The sequence below is a fragment of the Trinickia sp. Y13 genome, from assembly GCF_029522115.1.
Lineage (GTDB): Bacteria > Pseudomonadota > Gammaproteobacteria > Burkholderiales > Burkholderiaceae > Trinickia.
The window spans coordinates 155,271-171,158 of the sequence record NZ_JAKWFK010000009.1 but is presented as its reverse complement, the minus strand read 5'-3'; the positions used below and the strand labels follow the sequence as shown (position 1 = coordinate 171,158).

Below are 15,888 nucleotides of genomic sequence, written 5' to 3'. Positions count from 1 at the left end.
CATGACCAATGCTCTGGACCAACTGAAGCAATACACGACCGTCGTCGCGGATACCGGCGATTTCCAACAGCTCGCACAGTACAAGCCGCGCGACGCGACGACGAACCCGTCGCTGATCCTCAAGGCCGTCCAAAAAGACGCCTATAAGCCGTTGCTCGAAAAAACCGTGCGCGAACACGGCAGCAAGCCAGCCGCAGCGATCATCGATCAGTTGCTGATCGCCTTCGGCTGCGAAATCCTCAAGATCATTCCGGGCCGGGTATCGACCGAGGTCGATGCGCGTCTGTCGTTCGATGCCAAGCGCTCGATCGAGAAAGGCCACGAGCTCATCAAGCTGTACGAAGCCGCCGGCATCGACCGCGAACGCGTGTTGATCAAGCTCGCCTCGACCTGGGAAGGCGTGCGCGCGGCCGAAGTGCTGCAAAAGGAAGGCGTGAACTGCAACATGACGCTGCTGTTCTCCCCCGTGCAAGCGGCGGCCTGCGCCGAAGCGGGCGCGAAGCTGATCTCCCCGTTCGTCGGCCGCATCTACGACTGGTACAAGAAGCAAGCAGGCAGCGCCTGGGACGAAGCGACCATGGGCGGCGCCAACGACCCGGGCGTGCAGTCGGTGCGCCGCATCTACGCGTACTACAAGCAGTTCGGCTATCGCACCGAAGTGATGGGCGCGAGCTTTCGCACGACGAGCCAGATCGTCGAGCTGGCCGGCTGCGATTTGCTGACCATCAGCCCCGAGTTGCTGCAAAAGCTGCATGACAGCAACGAGAAGGTCGAGCGTAAACTCTCGCACGACGCCCAGCAGGGCGAGACCATCGAGCGCATCGCCATCGACGAACCGTCGTTCCGCTTCCAACTGAACGACGACGCCATGGCGACCGAGAAACTTGCAGAAGGCATTCGCGCGTTCGCAGCCGACGCCATCAAGCTCGAAAAGTTGATCGACGGCCTGCGTTGAGCGCCGCCGGGCGGCTTGATGAGCGCGCCGCCCAAGCCGCACCGCATGCTCGGTGCGGCTCCGCTCGCCGCGTCGCGGCCGATGCGGGACGACCGCGATCGATCGGCATCCATCGACGTTGACAATCAAGGAGGCAATGATGGTGGTCCAACCGTATCTGTACTTCTACGGCCGCTGCGACGAAGCGCTTGCGTTCTATGAGCAAGCCTTGGGCGCTCAGGTCACGTTCAAGATGCGTAATAAGGAGGCGCCCCCGGAATACGCCGCTCAGGGTGAAGCGGGCGAGCGCATCATGCACGCGTCGTTCAAAGTGGGACAGAACACGCTCATGGCGACCGACGGCATGCCCGGCGACACTGCGACGCCTAAGTACGCCGGATTCAGTATCTCGCTCTCGCTCGACAACGTGTCCAAGGGCGAAAAAATATTCAATGCGCTCGCGCAGGACGGCGAGGTTCGCTTGCCGTGGCAGTCGACCTTCTGGGCCAAGGGGTTCGGCATGGTCACGGATAAGTTCGGCGTGCCGTGGATGGTCAACGTTGAAAACAAAGAGCCTTGATCGAGGGGATGGGCGCGCGGCGGCCCGGCGCCGCCTCGCGCTCGCGAGGCTTATGCTGGCCGGCCCGCACCGCTCGGGCCGATGAAAACGGCGGTCGGGCGACGGATCGGCAAGCTCGGTTTTGATCTACTCGCCCCGACGCATTTGGGCGCGCGCCCCGGCGTCCCCTTCGATATGCCATTGCCGCTCGGTATCGGCGAGTAGCGCGCGCAGCGCATCGACCTGCTCGGCGAACCATTGCGCCACCCAACGCGGCCCCGGTAAAGCATCGTCCGGCGTGCCTCGCGCCTCGCTTGCCTGCGCGTTCGTAGCGGGTGCATCGCCCCGCGCCCGCACCTCGTCGACCGCTGTGGACAGGCGCTGGCCGGCGCGCGACTCCGAACCGAATCGCAACGCGCGCGCCATGCGCAGCAACGACGCGCGCACCGCACGCGCATCGTCGAGGGGCCGCCCCGGCGGCGCCGGATGAACAGCCGCGCTCGTCGACATCATTTCCAATGCGCTCAGCATCGAACGATGCATCCGCTGAATGGCTTCGAGCCGTTTCACCGGAATGTCGACTTCCTTCGCTACGGACGGCATCAACGAGCGCAATTTGACGAGCCGCCCATTCAACGCGGCGAAAGCGGCAACGTGGGCCTCGACGTCCAACGGCTGGCCCCGCGCGATGCGAGCGCGAATGCGCGCGCAATCGCGCAGATTGCGCGCGAGCAAGTAGCGCCACGAGTAGGTCGCATAGAGCGGCAATGCGAACGAGAACGCGAGTGCGACGACGATGCCGACCATGACGTTGAGCGTGCGCCATAAGCCGGTGTCGATGGTGCTATCCCCGTGCCCGGCCACGATGCAGATCGTGATCGCCGTCAAAAGCGCAATGTAGCCGGCGCTACTGATGGCGTAATAGCCGCAGACCCCGGCGGCGATCGACATCAGGATGTGCGTGAGCGTCACCGACCCGATCACATGCAACTGCGCGATCAGCAACAACCCGACGAAAGCGCCGAGCATCGTGCCAAGCGCGCGATCGGTCGCCTTCTTGCGGATGTTGCCGTGATGCTGCAAGCCGCCGATGACCACGAGCACGGTCACGGAAGCCCAGATGCCGTTGGGCACGTTGATGCCGGTCGTCACCAGAATCGAGGCGAGCATCGCTAGCCCCACACGCAAGGCGTGCAGCACGCGTGCGTGGCGGTACCGGTAATAAGGCGAAACGACGACGCGCACGAACGGCGTCGCAAGCTGGCGGAATGGGGTAAGAAAGTTGGCCACGGCTCGATTGTCGGCTAAACGCGGTGCTTCGTCGATACGGTAGGGCCTGTTCACGCGGCAGTGTCCCCGCCGCGATCCGAAACGAAAGCGCGTTTCACCAGCGACAAAAAAAGGCGGCACGCTTACCGTGCCGCCCTTTTCAACTATCGATATTGCTTCGCTCGTCTTCGGCTCAGCTCTCGACCGGGTCCAGGTAATCCTCTGGGCTCGTGCGGTCTTCGGCACGGCTTGCACCCATTACGCGCAGCGCGAAGCTCACGACGATGGCCACGGCCAAGTTGACGATCAGCGACCAGACGGCGGCATAGCCCGGAATTGCATAACCGCCCAAATGGATCGCGTAGATCGAGCCCTTCAAATGCAACGAGGCGGCCATCCACGTACCCACGCCGATACCGACAGCCCAGCCCGCCAGCAGGCCACGCGCATCGAGCTTGCGCGTATACAAGCCGAGCACGATCGCCGGCAGCGTCTGAATGATCCAGATCCCGCCGAGCAATTGCAATTGGATCGCATACGTAAGCGGCAGGCCGAGAATGAACGCGACGGCGCCGACCTTGACGATCAGCGACACCAGCTTGGCGACGCTCGTCTCCTGTGCGTGCGACATGTTGCGATTGACGAACTCGCGGTGGATGTTGCGCGTGTACAGGTTCGCGGCGGCGATCGACATGATTGCCGCGGGAACCAGCGCGCCGATCGCGATGGCCGCGAACGCGACCCCCACGAACCACGACGGGAAGTAATGCAGGAACAGCGCCGGCACGGCGAAGTTCGGCCCGAACGCCTTGAAGTACGGCGCGAATTCCGGCATGTCCTTCACGCCCGAAGCGAGCGCCATATAACCGAGCAGCGCCAAGAGGCCGAGCACGAGCGAGTACGCCGGCAGCATCGCCATGTTTCGGCGAATGCTGTTGCCCGAGGCCGAGGACAAGATCGCCGTCACCGAGTGCGGGTACAAGAACAGGGCGAGGGCGGACCCGACGGCAAGGGTCGCGTACGCGCTGTAGCCGTTCATGCCGGACACGTCAGGCGCCTTGAGCAGCAGCTTGGCGGGCGGCACTGTGCTGAAGATGTGCCCGAAGCCGCCGAGTTGCGCAGGGATGACGATGATCGCCGCGATGATCGTGATGTAGATCAGCAAGTCCTTGACGACGGCGATCATGGCCGGCGCGCGCAAGCCCGACGTGTACGTGTACGCCGCGAGAATCGCAAAAGCGATGATGAGCGGCAGATCGCCGACGAACCCGGAGGTATTGAAACCGAGACCGCCGATCACCACTTCGATGCCGACGAGTTGCAGCGCGATGTACGGCATCGTCGCGACGATGCCCGTCACGGCCACCGCGAGCGCCAGCATACGGCTACCGTAACGGGCGCTGACGAAGTCGGCCGAGGTCACGTAGCCGTGGCGCTTGGCCACCGCCCACAGCTTCGGGAACACGACGAACGCGAACGGATAGATGAGGATCGTGTAGGGCAGCGCGAAAAAGCCCATCGCACCGGCGCCGAACACCAGAGCCGGCACGGCCACGAACGTATAGGCCGTGTAGAGATCGCCGCCGAGCAAGAACCAGGTGACGACGGTGCCGAAGCGGCGGCCGCCCAGGCCCCATTCCTCCAGGTGGGCGAGATCGCCCCGGCGCCAATGCGCGGCCACGAAGCCGAGGATCGTGACGCCGATGAAGAACAGAACGAAAACGAAGGTTGCGGTTGCGTTCATCGAGCGCCTCCGGCAGAGGCGTTGGACGAACGCGATCTGGTCTTGAAGTAGACGACGGCCGTGATCACGGCGCTTACGAGCACCCAGAACAGCTGGTACCAATAGAAGAACGGGAATCCCGCGACTTGCGGTTCGACCTTGTTATACGACGGCACCCAGATCATGGCGATCCAGGGTATGACCAGCAGCCAGAGCCAGCGTTTGGCGGCTCGATTGGCGTCGGCGTTGTGAGCCATGACGTCTCCTCTTTTACTCTTGTACGCCCCGAGGGCAGCCCATTCGGGGACACCCCTATCTCGACCGGCCTTGCGCCCAGCGCGCGAGCGGCAGGGCAAGGCCAATCCTTCAGCTTTATTAAGCCTGGCAAGAGTATAAGGACCTTGCGCGGGCGGTCAAGCGGGACAGACCCGGGGCCGGAACCGTCAACGCAAGCACCGGCGGGCGCTAGCGAAGGGCGGGAAGACGCAGATGCGTAGCCCCCGCTCAAAGCGAGAACGTTTCCGCCGAGGCCGCCGAAGCGGACGCAGCAGCCGCCTGACGCAGCGCCTTGACCCAGCCGCGGGCGGGCAAACCGAGCTTTTCCTCGATCAGCTTGGCGCGACGCTCGAGCGCCGCATAAGGAATGGCCAGCGCGGGCCCCGAGAACGCCAACGCGATGCGATTGCCTTCGTGGACTTCGGGCAACGCGATGACGCGGCCGTCGAACGCCGCGTTCAGTTGCTTCATGTTGCGCACGAAGCTCGGATGATCGCCGAACAAGTTGATCGTGGCCATGCCCGCGCCCGTGAGACATGCGCGAGCGGCCCGATAGAAGGCGAGACTTTCATGCACGGGGCCGCGCGCGGTCGCGTCGTACAGATCGATCTGCATCACGCCTACCGTCCCGTGATTGGCCCGGTCGGTAACGAAGTCCCACGCATCGGCTTCATGCACCGTCAGACGCGCGTCGTCGGGAGGCAACGCGAACATCGTGCGCGCCGCGACGACGACAGCGGGATTGAGTTCGACGGCCTCCACGTGCGCGCGCGGCAGGAAGCGGTAGGCGAACTTCGTCAGCGCCGCGGCGCCAAGCCCCAATTGAACGATGCGTTTGGGCGTTTCGAGAAAGAGCAGCCACGCCATCATTTGCTGCGCGTATTCGAGCTCGATCCGGTCCGGCTTGTTGATGCGCATCGCGCCCTGCACCCACTCGGTGCCGAAGTGCAGATAGCGCACGCCGCGCTCTTCGGAAAACGTCACGGGGGCAAAGCGCGGCTTGCGCGGCATCTCGATGCGCGGCGCGGCGCGGCCGTGCGCGTCGTCGAAAGCGTCGGCCCGCGCCGAGCGCGAAGCGCGTTTGGAAGCGGCGGCTTGCTTGCCAGCCTTGCCGGTCTTGGCATCGGCGCGCTCGGCGCGTGCGAATGCGCGCGCTTCGGCCGAGGCGCGCTTGATGAGGTCAGTCATGGAGAAGTGTTGCGCGTGTGGGCGCTCGGTTGAATCGGACGAGAGGATAGCACCGTCGCCCATGCTGCCGAAGAAAAGGCCGGGTTTGCCTTGCTACCGGGCGGCAAGCTGCGACAAGCGGCGCGCGACGAGCAGCGGCAGCCTCAGGATGAACTCCAACAGCAGCCGCAAATGCATCCAACTGAGCACGAGGTTGTCACGCCCATAGTGGAAGTGCGAGACGCCGCCCTCCTCGCGCTTGAAGTAGCGCACCGGCGCATCGAGGTTGATGGGCTCGACGCCGCGCCAGCATAGCCGGACGGCGGCCTCGGGATCGAAATCGAAACGCCGCATCCAAGGCTGCTTCGCCATCAACGCGCGCAGCGGCGCAATCGGATATACCCGAAATCCGTACAGCGAATCGCCCACGCCAGCCCACAACGTCTCGACATGCGCCCAGAAGTTCGACAACTGCCGTCCCAGCACGCGGATGCGCGGAGCGCTGCGGTCGAACTTCGGGCGGCCGAGCACCATGCACTGCGGCTGCGCCATCGACGCGGACATGAACGCCCCGATCAGTTCGGCAGGATGCTGACCGTCGGAATCCATCGTCAAGGCGTGCGTGAAGCCGCACGCCGCCGCTTCGTTCAGCCCCGCGAGCACGGCTGCGCCCTTGCCCCCGTTGCGCGGCAAAACGATGACGCGCAGCCCCCGATCGTTTTTCGCCATCGCTTGAAGCCGCTCGGCGCTGCCATCCGTGCTGCCGTCCACGACGACCCAAACGGGCGTCCATTGAGCGCGAGCGCGGCGGACGGTGTCGTCGAGCTTCTCTCCCGGGTTGTAGCTAGGGATGAGGACGAGATGTGTGGTCGAGGCTATGGGCATCGGCATGGTGGCGCGGGGACGGCTAGGCGCGCGAAGACGGTCCATTCGACAGCTCCGCGCGATAGTGATCGTGCAACTGCAGGACGAAGGCTCGCAGCGCTTCTGGGCGCCGCTGCGGCGGCGCGAACCGGCGCCCCAGCCGCACGCGATAGGTGAGCGGCAATGCGGGTTTGCGCAGTATGGACCAGCCCTTCGCCAAAAACGGCGAGTCCGCTTGGACGATCAGCGTCTGCACGGGAACCCCCGCGCGCGCGGCGATGAGCCCGACCCCCGACTTCAGCGGGTTGACCGGCATCGATGCGGTGCGCGTGCCCTCCGGAAACAGCAGCAACGGATGGCCGCGCCGCAAGTCGGCAACCGCGCTCTTGATCATGGCCTTCGGCGCGTCGTTCGCGATGTAATCCGCGAGTCGCGCGCCGGCGCCCAAGAACACGTTGCCGACGATCTCGCGTTTCATCACGCAGCATACGTCCGGCACACAGGAAGCAACGAGCATGGCGTCGATCAGCGTCGGATGATTGGGCGCGAGGATCATCGGCGGCGCGCCGTGCAGCGCCGCCAGCTCGCTCAAGTCGAAACGCGCAGCGCCGAGCGCCGTGAGCGCTTGAAAGTACAGCCGCCAGACATGGCGGATCACGGCGCGTCCGAGCACGCGCGCGAAAGCGCGCGGCAACACCACGTGCAACACGGCCGCGCAGGGCAGCCACGCCAAGCAGACGATCGCGAGCAAGAGCAACGCGAAATAGAACACGACGTACTGACGCAGCCCCTCGAAGGCGCGCCGGATCGAGCCCGTCCCGAAGCGCCGCGCCGCACGTACGCTCACATCGCTCATGCGCGCACCTCGACGCCATGCCCGCCGCTCGCTTCGATTTCGAGCAGCAAGTCGCTGCGGCAGATATCGGCATGCAGATAGAGCGCGCGCAAGGGCGAGCCGCAGCGCGCCCGCAGCGTATCGTCGATGGCGGCCAGCATGCCGAGGTCGGACGGATCGCGCATGTAGATTTTGTAAGTCAGGTCCGATAGCGCCCACTGTCCGTGTCCCTTGCGGGCCGCTTCGCCGAGAATGGCATCGAAATTGGCGAGCGTTTCGCGCAACTGCGCCAACACGTCGCCGCGATGAACCGTTTCGTGGCCGACGATGCTTGCCGTGCCCGAGACGAAGAGCATCGGCGCGTCGCTCGGGCGGCGCACATCGCGCCACACAGCGGCGCGCGCGAACGTAGGCGCGCTCGGACCGTATTGGGCCGGATAACGATAGGCGCTGACTTGGCGCGGATTCTCGATCGCCTCGGACGGCGTGCGCATGGCGAGGAACGAGACGACGAGCGGCGTCGCACTCGATTCGTCACCGTCGATGCGCACCGGCGCGCCGAGCGCGCTCGCGGCCGGCACACTATCGACGACGGGCCGCCCGAACGCCTGAAAAGCGCGCTGACGGCCCACGTTGAATTGACGATAGCGCTCGCTGCCGAACTGCTCGGCGTTGATCGCCGGCACGACGTTCCAGATCCGGAGCGGGTGCCGCATGCCAAGCGCATCGAGCACGCGAAAGATCGATTCGTACGCCGCATAGGCGGCACGTTCGAGCGGCGTCGCACCGGCGGCGGACGCGCTGGCGGCCTGTGCTTCTTGAATCGAAACGCTGCCGAACACGATGCCGGCCGATTCGCTGAATCGGTAACGCAGCGGCCCGTGCGTGCGGGTGATCAGGTCCGTCGCATCGCACTGCCAGATTTCGAAACTGGCGTCATCGAGCGGGTCCGAACGTTCGGACGCGGGAACGAGCCGCGCCATCGATGCGGGCGCAAGCGGCAATTCGGGCGCCGCATCGGCAAGAGGCGGCCAGCGCTCGGCGTTACCGAAGCATGCAGCGCCAATCGCGCCCGGATAGGCGCGTGCGAACGCGTCGTGCGGGGCGGCAGCGGGCGCATCGCTCAAGCGCGCCGCCAGGCCAGCAGGTGCGAGCCGAATCAGTTTCAGCGCAGCGATCGACATTCGCGCCTCACCCTGCCGCCGTCCTCGGCTCGTCGGCTTGCCGCAGCATGCGGCGGCGCGCCTTCCACGCCCGCAGCGAATTGCGCGCATCGAGCACGGCCGACAGGTAGTAAATGACCTTGAACAAGCGCAGCGACAGCCAGATCGGCGTATCGCCGAAGATGTCGCCCGCCAGCAGCGAAAGCACGGCTTCTCGCACGCGAAAGACATTGCGCGGCTTCATGAAAAGGCTGCGCATCGCCGGCGAGGTCATACGGTAGATGAACCAGGAGAACGTCTTCGGCCCGTGGCGCACGTCACGGTCGAACTTGGCGAGCGCGGCGTGCGCGCGAGCGGGTTCGCGCAAGCAAACGTCGACGGCCTGCGCACCGATGAACCCGCTTTGCATCGCGAGCATCACGCCCGAGGAGAACACCGGATCGATGAAAGCGAATGCATCGCCGAGCAACACGAAGTTGCGCCCATGCGTGATCTCGCCCGTGTACGAATAGTTGCCGGTGGCTTCGACGCTCGTCGCGAGTTCGGCGCTCGCAAGCCGCTCGGCGAGCGGCGGACACAGTGCGATGGTCTCGAGGAAGAAGGCCTCGATCGAGGCGCCGCGTTGCCGCTGCTTGAGGTAATGCGGCCAGACCACCGCGCCGACGCTCGTCGCGCCATCGGCAAGCGGAATGAACCAGAACCAACCGCGCTCGAACCAGTAGATGCTGATGTTGCCTTCGTCCTCTCCGCCATGGCGCTGCGCCCCGCGAAAGTGGGCGTATAGCGCGCTGCTGTTGTGCTTCGTATCGCGCCGTTTGGTGCCGAGGCGATTGGCCAGCAGCGTGTCCCGGCCCGATGCGTCGACGACGAACCGGGCGCGGCCGCGGTAGGCGCGTCCATCGTCGTGCGCCGCGCTCACGATGGCGCCATCGTCCGCTTCGAGGAATTCGACGTCGCGCACGTGACACCCTTCGACGACATCGACGCCGTGCCGAGCCGCATTGCGCAGCAAGATCTCGTCGAGTTCGGAGCGGCGCACCTGATAGGCATAGGGGATCGATTTGTCCCAGGCGTCGGCGAAGCGAAACCGCTCGAGCCGATTGCCATGCTGCGGCGAGACGAATTCGGCCGCCCCCTTGTACATACCGATCGCGCGCACGGCGTCCGCCACTCCGAGCCGCTCGAACAACCGCAAGTTCGCCGGCAACAGCGATTCGCCGATATGAAAGCGGGGGTGGCGCGCCCTCTCGAGCAGTTGCACGCGGTGGCCGGCATCGGCCAACAACGTCGCCACCGTCGAACCGGCCGGTCCGCCGCCGATCACGACGACATCCCAGCTCGGCGCCTGGGCCTGGCTTGGTTCATTCGTCACAGCTCTTCTCCTCGCAGCCGGGCTGCTAGATGACGCGCTTGGATTGTCGCGGTTGCGCAGCAGAACGGATGGGCGCTCGCAGCTAAGCCTGTCCGCCGTTGACGGACATGACCTGTCCCGTCACGAAGGCCGCCGCGTCGGAAACGAGGTAAGCCACCATCGCGGCGACTTCCTCGGCCCGCCCGCTGCGGCCCGCCGGCACGATCTGCTTGATGCGCTCGGGCGGAAACGCGGCGGCGGTCATCGGCGATTCGATGATGCCCGGGGCCACCGCATTGACGGTGATGCCACGCGAAGCCAGCTCGAGCGCGAGCGACTTCGTTGCCCCGATGAGTCCCGCTTTGGCCGCGCCGTAGTTCGTCTGCCCGCGATTGCCGGTCAACGCCGTGACCGAGGCGATATTGACGATGCGCCCCCAGCGCGTGCGGATCATCGGCAACAGCAACGGCTGCGTGACGTTGAAAAATCCGTTCAGCGTGACCTCGATGACGCTACGCCACTGCTGCGGCGACATGCCCGCCATGGGTGCGTCGTCGTGGATGCCCGCGTTGTTGACCAACACTTGCACGGGGCCGTCTTCGACGATGCGCTCGAGCGCGCTGCGCGCTTGCGCCTCGTCCGTCACGTCGAACGAAACGGCATGGGCCGCGCCGCCCGCTTCGGCAATGCGGGCGACGACCGCTTCGGCGGCCGCCAGATTGCGATGCGCATGCACGTAGACTTCATGGCCCGCCGCCGCGAGCGCTTGGCTGATCGCGCCGCCAAGCGCGCCGCTGCCGCCGGTCACCAATGCTTTCATTGGGACGTGCGCCATAGGTCATCGAACGCGATGTTCGGCCACGTAAGCGGCCAACGCCCCGAGCGTAGCGAAGATCCTTTTGTTGTCCGGGTTATCCGAACGCAGCTCGAACCCATACTTCTTCGAGATCAGCAATGCGATTTCGAGAATATCGATGGAATCGAGCCCGAAACCTTCGCCATACAGGACCATATCAGGCGATACATCGGCGATCTGAATGTCCTCGAGGTTCAATTCGCGGATCATCAGTTCGGCGAGTTCTCTTTCCAGTTCATTCATCATACTTACCGCAGGCTGACTGCGAAAATTGCGGCCTGAATCGAGTGGACGCGAGCAATGGCAAGCAGACCAATTCGTCGCCCCCGGCGGGGCGGCGCGACTCCCGCCATGCAAATAGGGTCCGTTCAAGTTCGAGCGATTCTAGACGAACCCCTGACTGACGTATATACCAGAAAGGTTACTGAATGAAGCGCTCGGGCAAGCCCTCACGCCGGGCATCGCAGCGCCCGAATACGCGCCGCGCTTGGCTCGCGCGCGAGCGCCGCTGGGAAAGACGCGCTGCGCTCCCAGGTCCGACTATATAAAAAGTTACAAAACGCATCCCCTTGCCGTCGCGAACTCCGTATGATCCGTCGAACGCAGCAATGGGGGACAGTCGACGGTAGTCGTCATGGTTCGAATGGTGTCGATTTCTATTGATTTTGGTTTCGCCCGCTTTGACTCGGGTGTCGTAAAGCAGCGTATTGCGCGGGGAGGGGTCGAGTGAATCGTTTCGGCTCGATTGCAAGCGAGGCCGCCGGCGCGGCGCTCGTGCTCGTCTACGAGGTCGGTGCGCATCATGCCGTGACCACGCCGGGCTTCGAAAATCTAGGGCTGACGCTCGTTCTTGCGCCGGCGGCAATTCTTGCGCTGAGTCTCGCGGCGCGCTCCCCGCGGCGCGCGTTGCTCATGCCGCCCATCGCCGCCGCGTGCATCATGCTGTGGGTTTCGCGCGCCGCGCTCGTGCGCCATTACGCCTGGGGATTGTTCTTCGAACACGTCGTGTTCAACGGCGCCCTGGGCTATCTGTTCGGCCGCACCCTAGCTCCCGGGCGCGAACCGCTTTGCAGCCAATTCGCCGCCATGGTGCGAGGCAGGCCGCTTGCACCGGAGATCGCCGCTTATACGCGCCGCATCACGGTGGCTTGGACGCTGTTCTTCGTGGGCGTCGTCGCCGTTTCCACCGTGCTGTTCGCCACGGCTTCGCTTTCGGCATGGTCGACCTTCGCCAACTATCTGACGCTGCCGCTCGCCGCCCTCATGTTCGTGGGCGAACATGCTTGCAGACGCTTGGCGCTGCCTGGGATCGAAAGCTCCGGCATGCTCGCGAGCATCCGCGCCTACCGGCGCTCGGCGGGGGGCCGGCCCGTTCAGTTTCGATGACTTTCGACAACTTCGATAACCTTCGATAGCGGTCGCAGCGGTCCGATTCGCGCGCCGCACTCGCCCGTAGTCGATTTCGCCAATTTGCCGCCAACGTTATGCCGAGTTTTCCGCTGGTCTCTCATGCTTCGCCCGATCGCATCATCGCCTGGCGCGACGGCGCGCCGGTGACGGTGCGCGAGTTTCTCGCGGATGTCGGCGCGCTTGCGGCCCTGCTACCCAGGGGCGGCCACGTCTTCAACGTCTGCCGGGACCGCTATCGCTTTACTGTCGGCTTGTGCGCCACACTGGTCGCCGGCAAGGTGAGCCTGTTGCCGTCCACCTATACGCCGCAAACCGTGCGGGAGCTGCGACGCTTCGCGCCCGATGCCTTCTGCCTGCACGATGCCGACGACTGCGACATCGCACTGCCCCGCTTTCGATATGCGCTCCCAGGCCCATCCGCGCACACCGCGTCGAGCGACGAAGCTGCGCCGCTGATCGACGGCGAGCGCGTGATGGCGTACGTGTTCACCTCGGGCTCGACCGGCACGCCCGTGCCGCATCGAAAAACGTGGGGCTTTCTCGTGAAGAACGTGCGCGCCGCGGCGGCACGCCTGGGCATCGCCGAGACGGCAGCGGGTACGCTCGTCGGCACGGTGCCGCCGCAGCATATGTACGGCTTCGAATCGACCGTCTTGCTCGCGTTGATCGGCGCGATCGCCTTCAGCAACGCACAACCGTTCTATCCGAGCGATATCCGCCGCGCGCTCGAAGCCGTGCCGGCCCCGCGCATTCTCGTCACCTCGCCGATTCACCTACGGGCGCTGCTATCGTCCGAGCCGGCCCTGCCGAGTGCATCGTTGATCCTGTCCGCGACGGCGCCGCTTTCCGAAAAACTGGCCACGCAGGCCGAAACCCGCCTGCAAGCACCGCTGATGGAAATCTACGGCAGCACCGAAACCGGCCAGATCGCCACGCGCCGGACGGCGCACGGCGCCGCGTGGGAACTGTTCCCCGACGTCGTGTTGACGGCCCGCCCGGCGCAGGACGACGCCGACGAAGAACAGATGTGGGCCGCCGGTGGTCACGTCGAAGCGCCGGTTCGAATGAGCGATGCGCTCGAACTCATCGACGCACGGCATTTTTTATTGCATGGACGCAAAGCGGACCTCGTCAACATCGCCGGAAAGCGCACGTCCCTCGCCTACTTGAACCACCAATTGACCGCAATCCCAGGCGTCGAAGACGGCGTGTTCTTCATGCCCGGCGACGCCCCCACGAACGCGGAGGCCCAGAGCCCAGACGGGCAAGATCGAGCCGCCGTCCAACGGCTCGTTGCGCTCGTCGTCGCGCCGGCGCTTGCGCCAGCCGAGCTGCAACGCAGCCTGCGCGAGCGCATCGATGCCGCGTTCATGCCGCGACCGCTGCTGTTCGTCGACGCATTGCCGCGCAACGCGACCGGCAAGCTGCCGCACGACACGCTCGCTGAGCTCGTTGCCGCATTGCTTGAACGCCGGGGCAGTGCGAGTGCGGGCGCGAGCCGCATCGGCACATCCGTGCCGAAGACGGAGCCGGTCGATACAGCGCACGCGCCGATCCAATTCGCGATTGCGGCCGGCCACCCCGCCCTGCCCGGGCACTTTCCGGGCCGGCCGATCGTCCCCGGCGTCGTATTGCTCGACCATGCGATCGCGCAAATCGGCACGGCCTTGGGACGCATGCTCGATATCCGCGCTATCGGATCGGCGAAATTCACCGCGCCGGTCGCGCCCGGCGAGGCGCTCACGCTGACGTTTCGCTGCGACGAGGGCGGCGCGATTCGATTCACGATTCGCGCAGGCGAGCGCATCGCGGCTGCCGGCGTGCTGACCGAGCGACAGGCGCCATGAGCACGCGCAAGCATGCCAGCCACTCCAGCTGGGCCGAACGCCAGGAGCGCGGCAACCTCACGCTGCTGCGGCTCATGACGAGGCTCTCGTTGTGGCTCGGAAGGCCGGTCGGCCGCGTCCTGCTGCGCGCCATCGTGCTCTACTTCCTCCTGTTCGCGCCCGCAACGCGGCGAGTTTCCGCGGCCTACCTCACGCGCGTGCTCGGGCGGCCTGCGCGCTGGCGCGATGTCTATCGCCATTTGCTCGTGTTCGCCACCACGATCCACGATCGCGTCTATCTGCTCAATGAGCGCTTCGATCTGTTCGATTTGCGCGTGCACGGCGGCGAGTTCGTCGACGCCGCGTTGGCGGCCGGTCGCGGCGCATTGCTCGTCGGAGCGCACTTCGGCAGCTTCGAGGTGCTGCGCGCCATCGGCCGCACGCGGCCGGGCCTGCGCGTGGCGGTCATGATGTACGAGGAAAACGCCCGCAACGTCAGCGCCGCGCTCGCCACCGTCAATCCTGCCGTGAAGCACGACGTCATCAGTCTCGGCCGCCCGGAGGCCATGCTCGAGGCGCTAGGGTATCTGGACGAAGGCGCCATGATCGGGATGCTGGCCGATCGCACGCTGCGGCAGGAAGGCGAGCGCGCGCTGATGTCGCTCGAGTTTCTCGGCGGGCGCGTCGGCTTCCCCGTGGACCCGATGCGCATGGCGGCAATGCTGCGGCGGCCCGTCATCTTCATGACCGGCATCTACCGAGGCGGCAATCGCTACGATTTGCATTTCGAGGCGCTCGCCGATTTCTCCGATACGTCGCGCGGCGAACGCGCCGCGCAGGTGCGAGCGGCCGTGCAGCGCTACGTCGCGATGCTCGAGCAGCACTGCCGCAGCGCACCGGAAAATTGGTTCAACTTCTTCGATTTCTGGCGCGAAGGCGCGGAACCGGCCGACGAGCCGTCGCCGCAAGCGGACGCGTCTTCGGCGAGGATCTTCGACACATGACGGCATCGCTTCTTTCCCTCATCGGCGCATCTCGCTCGCGCGGAGCGCTCATGGCGTGCGTGCTGGCCAGCCTTTGCTCGGCGTTGCCGCTAACGGCCGCAGCGGCAACCGCAACCGCGACAGCCGGCGGCAACTCGGACTGGACGCTCGATCGGCTCATGTCCACGCTCGCGCAAAACAAGTCCGGGCATGCGAAGTTCGTGGAAACGAAGTACCTCTCGATTGCTGCGAAGCCGATCGAATCGTCGGGCGAACTGGCCTTCGTCGCGCCCGATCATTTAGAAAAAGACACCGTGAGCCCGAAGCCCGAACGGCTCGTGGTCGACGGCGACACGCTGACGGTGCAGCGCAACCAACGCACGTACACGATGTCGCTCGCGCGCTATCCGGAAGTCGCGGCGTTCATCGACAGCATTCGCGCGACACTGGCTGGCAATCGCTATGCGCTCGAGCGGCTCTATCACGTGTCGATCGACGGTCAGGGCGAGAACTGGACCCTGACGCTCACACCGCTCGATGCGCGCATGCTCAAGGCCGTGCGCACGATCACGCTCGACGGCACGCGCGACGTGTTGCACACGGTCGTGATCGAGCAAGCCGATGGCGACCATTCGGTCATGCAGTTGCGCGACGCGGCAAGACGGTGACGAA

Annotated in this window: 15 protein-coding genes and 1 pseudogene; 6 read left to right on the top strand and 10 right to left on the bottom strand. The window is 65.3% G+C overall.

What is annotated here, in order from left to right:
- Window position 1 precedes the first annotated feature (1 nt).
- A complete protein-coding gene (tal, locus tag MMB74_RS17455; RefSeq protein WP_277429912.1) occupies window positions 2–955 on the top strand; it encodes a transaldolase in 954 nt (317 codons plus the stop codon).
- A 139-nt stretch (window positions 956–1,094) separates the two neighbouring features.
- Window positions 1,095–1,514, top strand: a complete 420-nt coding sequence (gene yjdN / locus MMB74_RS17450; protein WP_277430034.1) for a VOC family metalloprotein YjdN — start codon at window positions 1,095–1,097, stop codon at window positions 1,512–1,514.
- Window positions 1,515–1,640: 126 nt separating this feature from the next.
- Here the strand turns inward: yjdN and MMB74_RS17445 are convergent, their stop codons facing one another.
- From MMB74_RS17445 to MMB74_RS17400, 10 genes and pseudogenes are all read right to left on the bottom strand, one after another.
- Window positions 1,641–2,783 carry an FUSC family protein gene (locus MMB74_RS17445; protein WP_277429911.1) on the bottom strand — a complete coding sequence of 381 codons (1,143 nt, stop codon included), beginning with the start codon at window positions 2,781–2,783 and terminating at the stop codon, window positions 1,641–1,643.
- Window positions 2,784–2,955: 172 nt separating this feature from the next.
- Entirely contained in the window at window positions 2,956–4,506 is a 1,551-nt protein-coding gene (locus MMB74_RS17440; protein ID WP_277429910.1) for a sodium:solute symporter, read from the bottom strand.
- Entirely contained in the window at window positions 4,503–4,742 is a 240-nt protein-coding gene (locus tag MMB74_RS17435) for a DUF3311 domain-containing protein (RefSeq protein WP_277429909.1), read from the bottom strand. The genes MMB74_RS17440 and MMB74_RS17435 overlap by 4 nt, the downstream gene beginning before the upstream one ends.
- Window positions 4,743–4,989: 247 nt before the next feature.
- Window positions 4,990–5,949: a spermidine synthase gene (locus MMB74_RS17430; protein WP_277429908.1), complete on the bottom strand. Its 960-nt coding sequence runs from the start codon at window positions 5,947–5,949 to the stop codon at window positions 4,990–4,992.
- A gap of 93 nt (window positions 5,950–6,042) precedes the next feature.
- A complete protein-coding gene (locus MMB74_RS17425) occupies window positions 6,043–6,858 on the bottom strand; it encodes a glycosyltransferase family 2 protein (protein ID WP_277429907.1) in 816 nt (271 codons plus the stop codon).
- Complete coding sequence (locus tag MMB74_RS17420; protein WP_277429906.1) at window positions 6,836–7,648, bottom strand: lysophospholipid acyltransferase family protein; 813 nt, start codon at window positions 7,646–7,648, stop codon at window positions 6,836–6,838. Before MMB74_RS17420 ends, MMB74_RS17425 begins: the two co-directional genes overlap by 23 nt.
- Window positions 7,645–8,811: an endoribonuclease L-PSP gene (locus MMB74_RS17415; RefSeq protein ID WP_277429905.1), complete on the bottom strand. Its 1,167-nt coding sequence runs from the start codon at window positions 8,809–8,811 to the stop codon at window positions 7,645–7,647. Before MMB74_RS17415 ends, MMB74_RS17420 begins: the two co-directional genes overlap by 4 nt.
- 7 nt (window positions 8,812–8,818) lie before the next feature.
- Entirely contained in the window at window positions 8,819–10,162 is a 1,344-nt protein-coding gene (locus tag MMB74_RS17410; protein WP_277429904.1) for an NAD(P)/FAD-dependent oxidoreductase, read from the bottom strand.
- An 82-nt stretch (window positions 10,163–10,244) separates the two neighbouring features.
- A complete protein-coding gene (gene fabG / locus MMB74_RS17405; protein WP_277429903.1) occupies window positions 10,245–10,961 on the bottom strand; it encodes a 3-oxoacyl-ACP reductase FabG in 717 nt (238 codons plus the stop codon).
- Window positions 10,962–10,979: 18 nt separating this feature from the next.
- Window positions 10,980–11,246, bottom strand: a pseudogene (locus tag MMB74_RS17400) (phosphopantetheine-binding protein); the annotation flags it as partial.
- Between the two features lie 477 nt (window positions 11,247–11,723).
- Between MMB74_RS17400 and MMB74_RS17395 the strand changes: the two are divergent.
- The 4 genes from MMB74_RS17395 to MMB74_RS17380 all read left to right on the top strand — a co-directional run bounded on the left by MMB74_RS17395 (window position 11,724) and on the right by MMB74_RS17380 (window position 15,884).
- A complete protein-coding gene (locus MMB74_RS17395) occupies window positions 11,724–12,383 on the top strand; it encodes a hypothetical protein (RefSeq protein ID WP_277429902.1) in 660 nt (219 codons plus the stop codon).
- A gap of 98 nt (window positions 12,384–12,481) precedes the next feature.
- Complete coding sequence (locus tag MMB74_RS17390; RefSeq protein ID WP_277429901.1) at window positions 12,482–14,254, top strand: AMP-binding protein; 1,773 nt, start codon at window positions 12,482–12,484, stop codon at window positions 14,252–14,254.
- Window positions 14,251–15,237 (top strand): acyl-CoA synthetase, encoded by a 987-nt coding sequence (locus MMB74_RS17385; RefSeq protein WP_277429900.1) that lies wholly within the window; start codon window positions 14,251–14,253, stop codon window positions 15,235–15,237. The genes MMB74_RS17390 and MMB74_RS17385 overlap by 4 nt, the downstream gene beginning before the upstream one ends.
- Window positions 15,238–15,287: 50 nt before the next feature.
- A complete protein-coding gene (locus MMB74_RS17380; protein WP_277430033.1) occupies window positions 15,288–15,884 on the top strand; it encodes a LolA-related protein in 597 nt (198 codons plus the stop codon).
- Window positions 15,885–15,888: the final 4 nt, after the last annotated feature.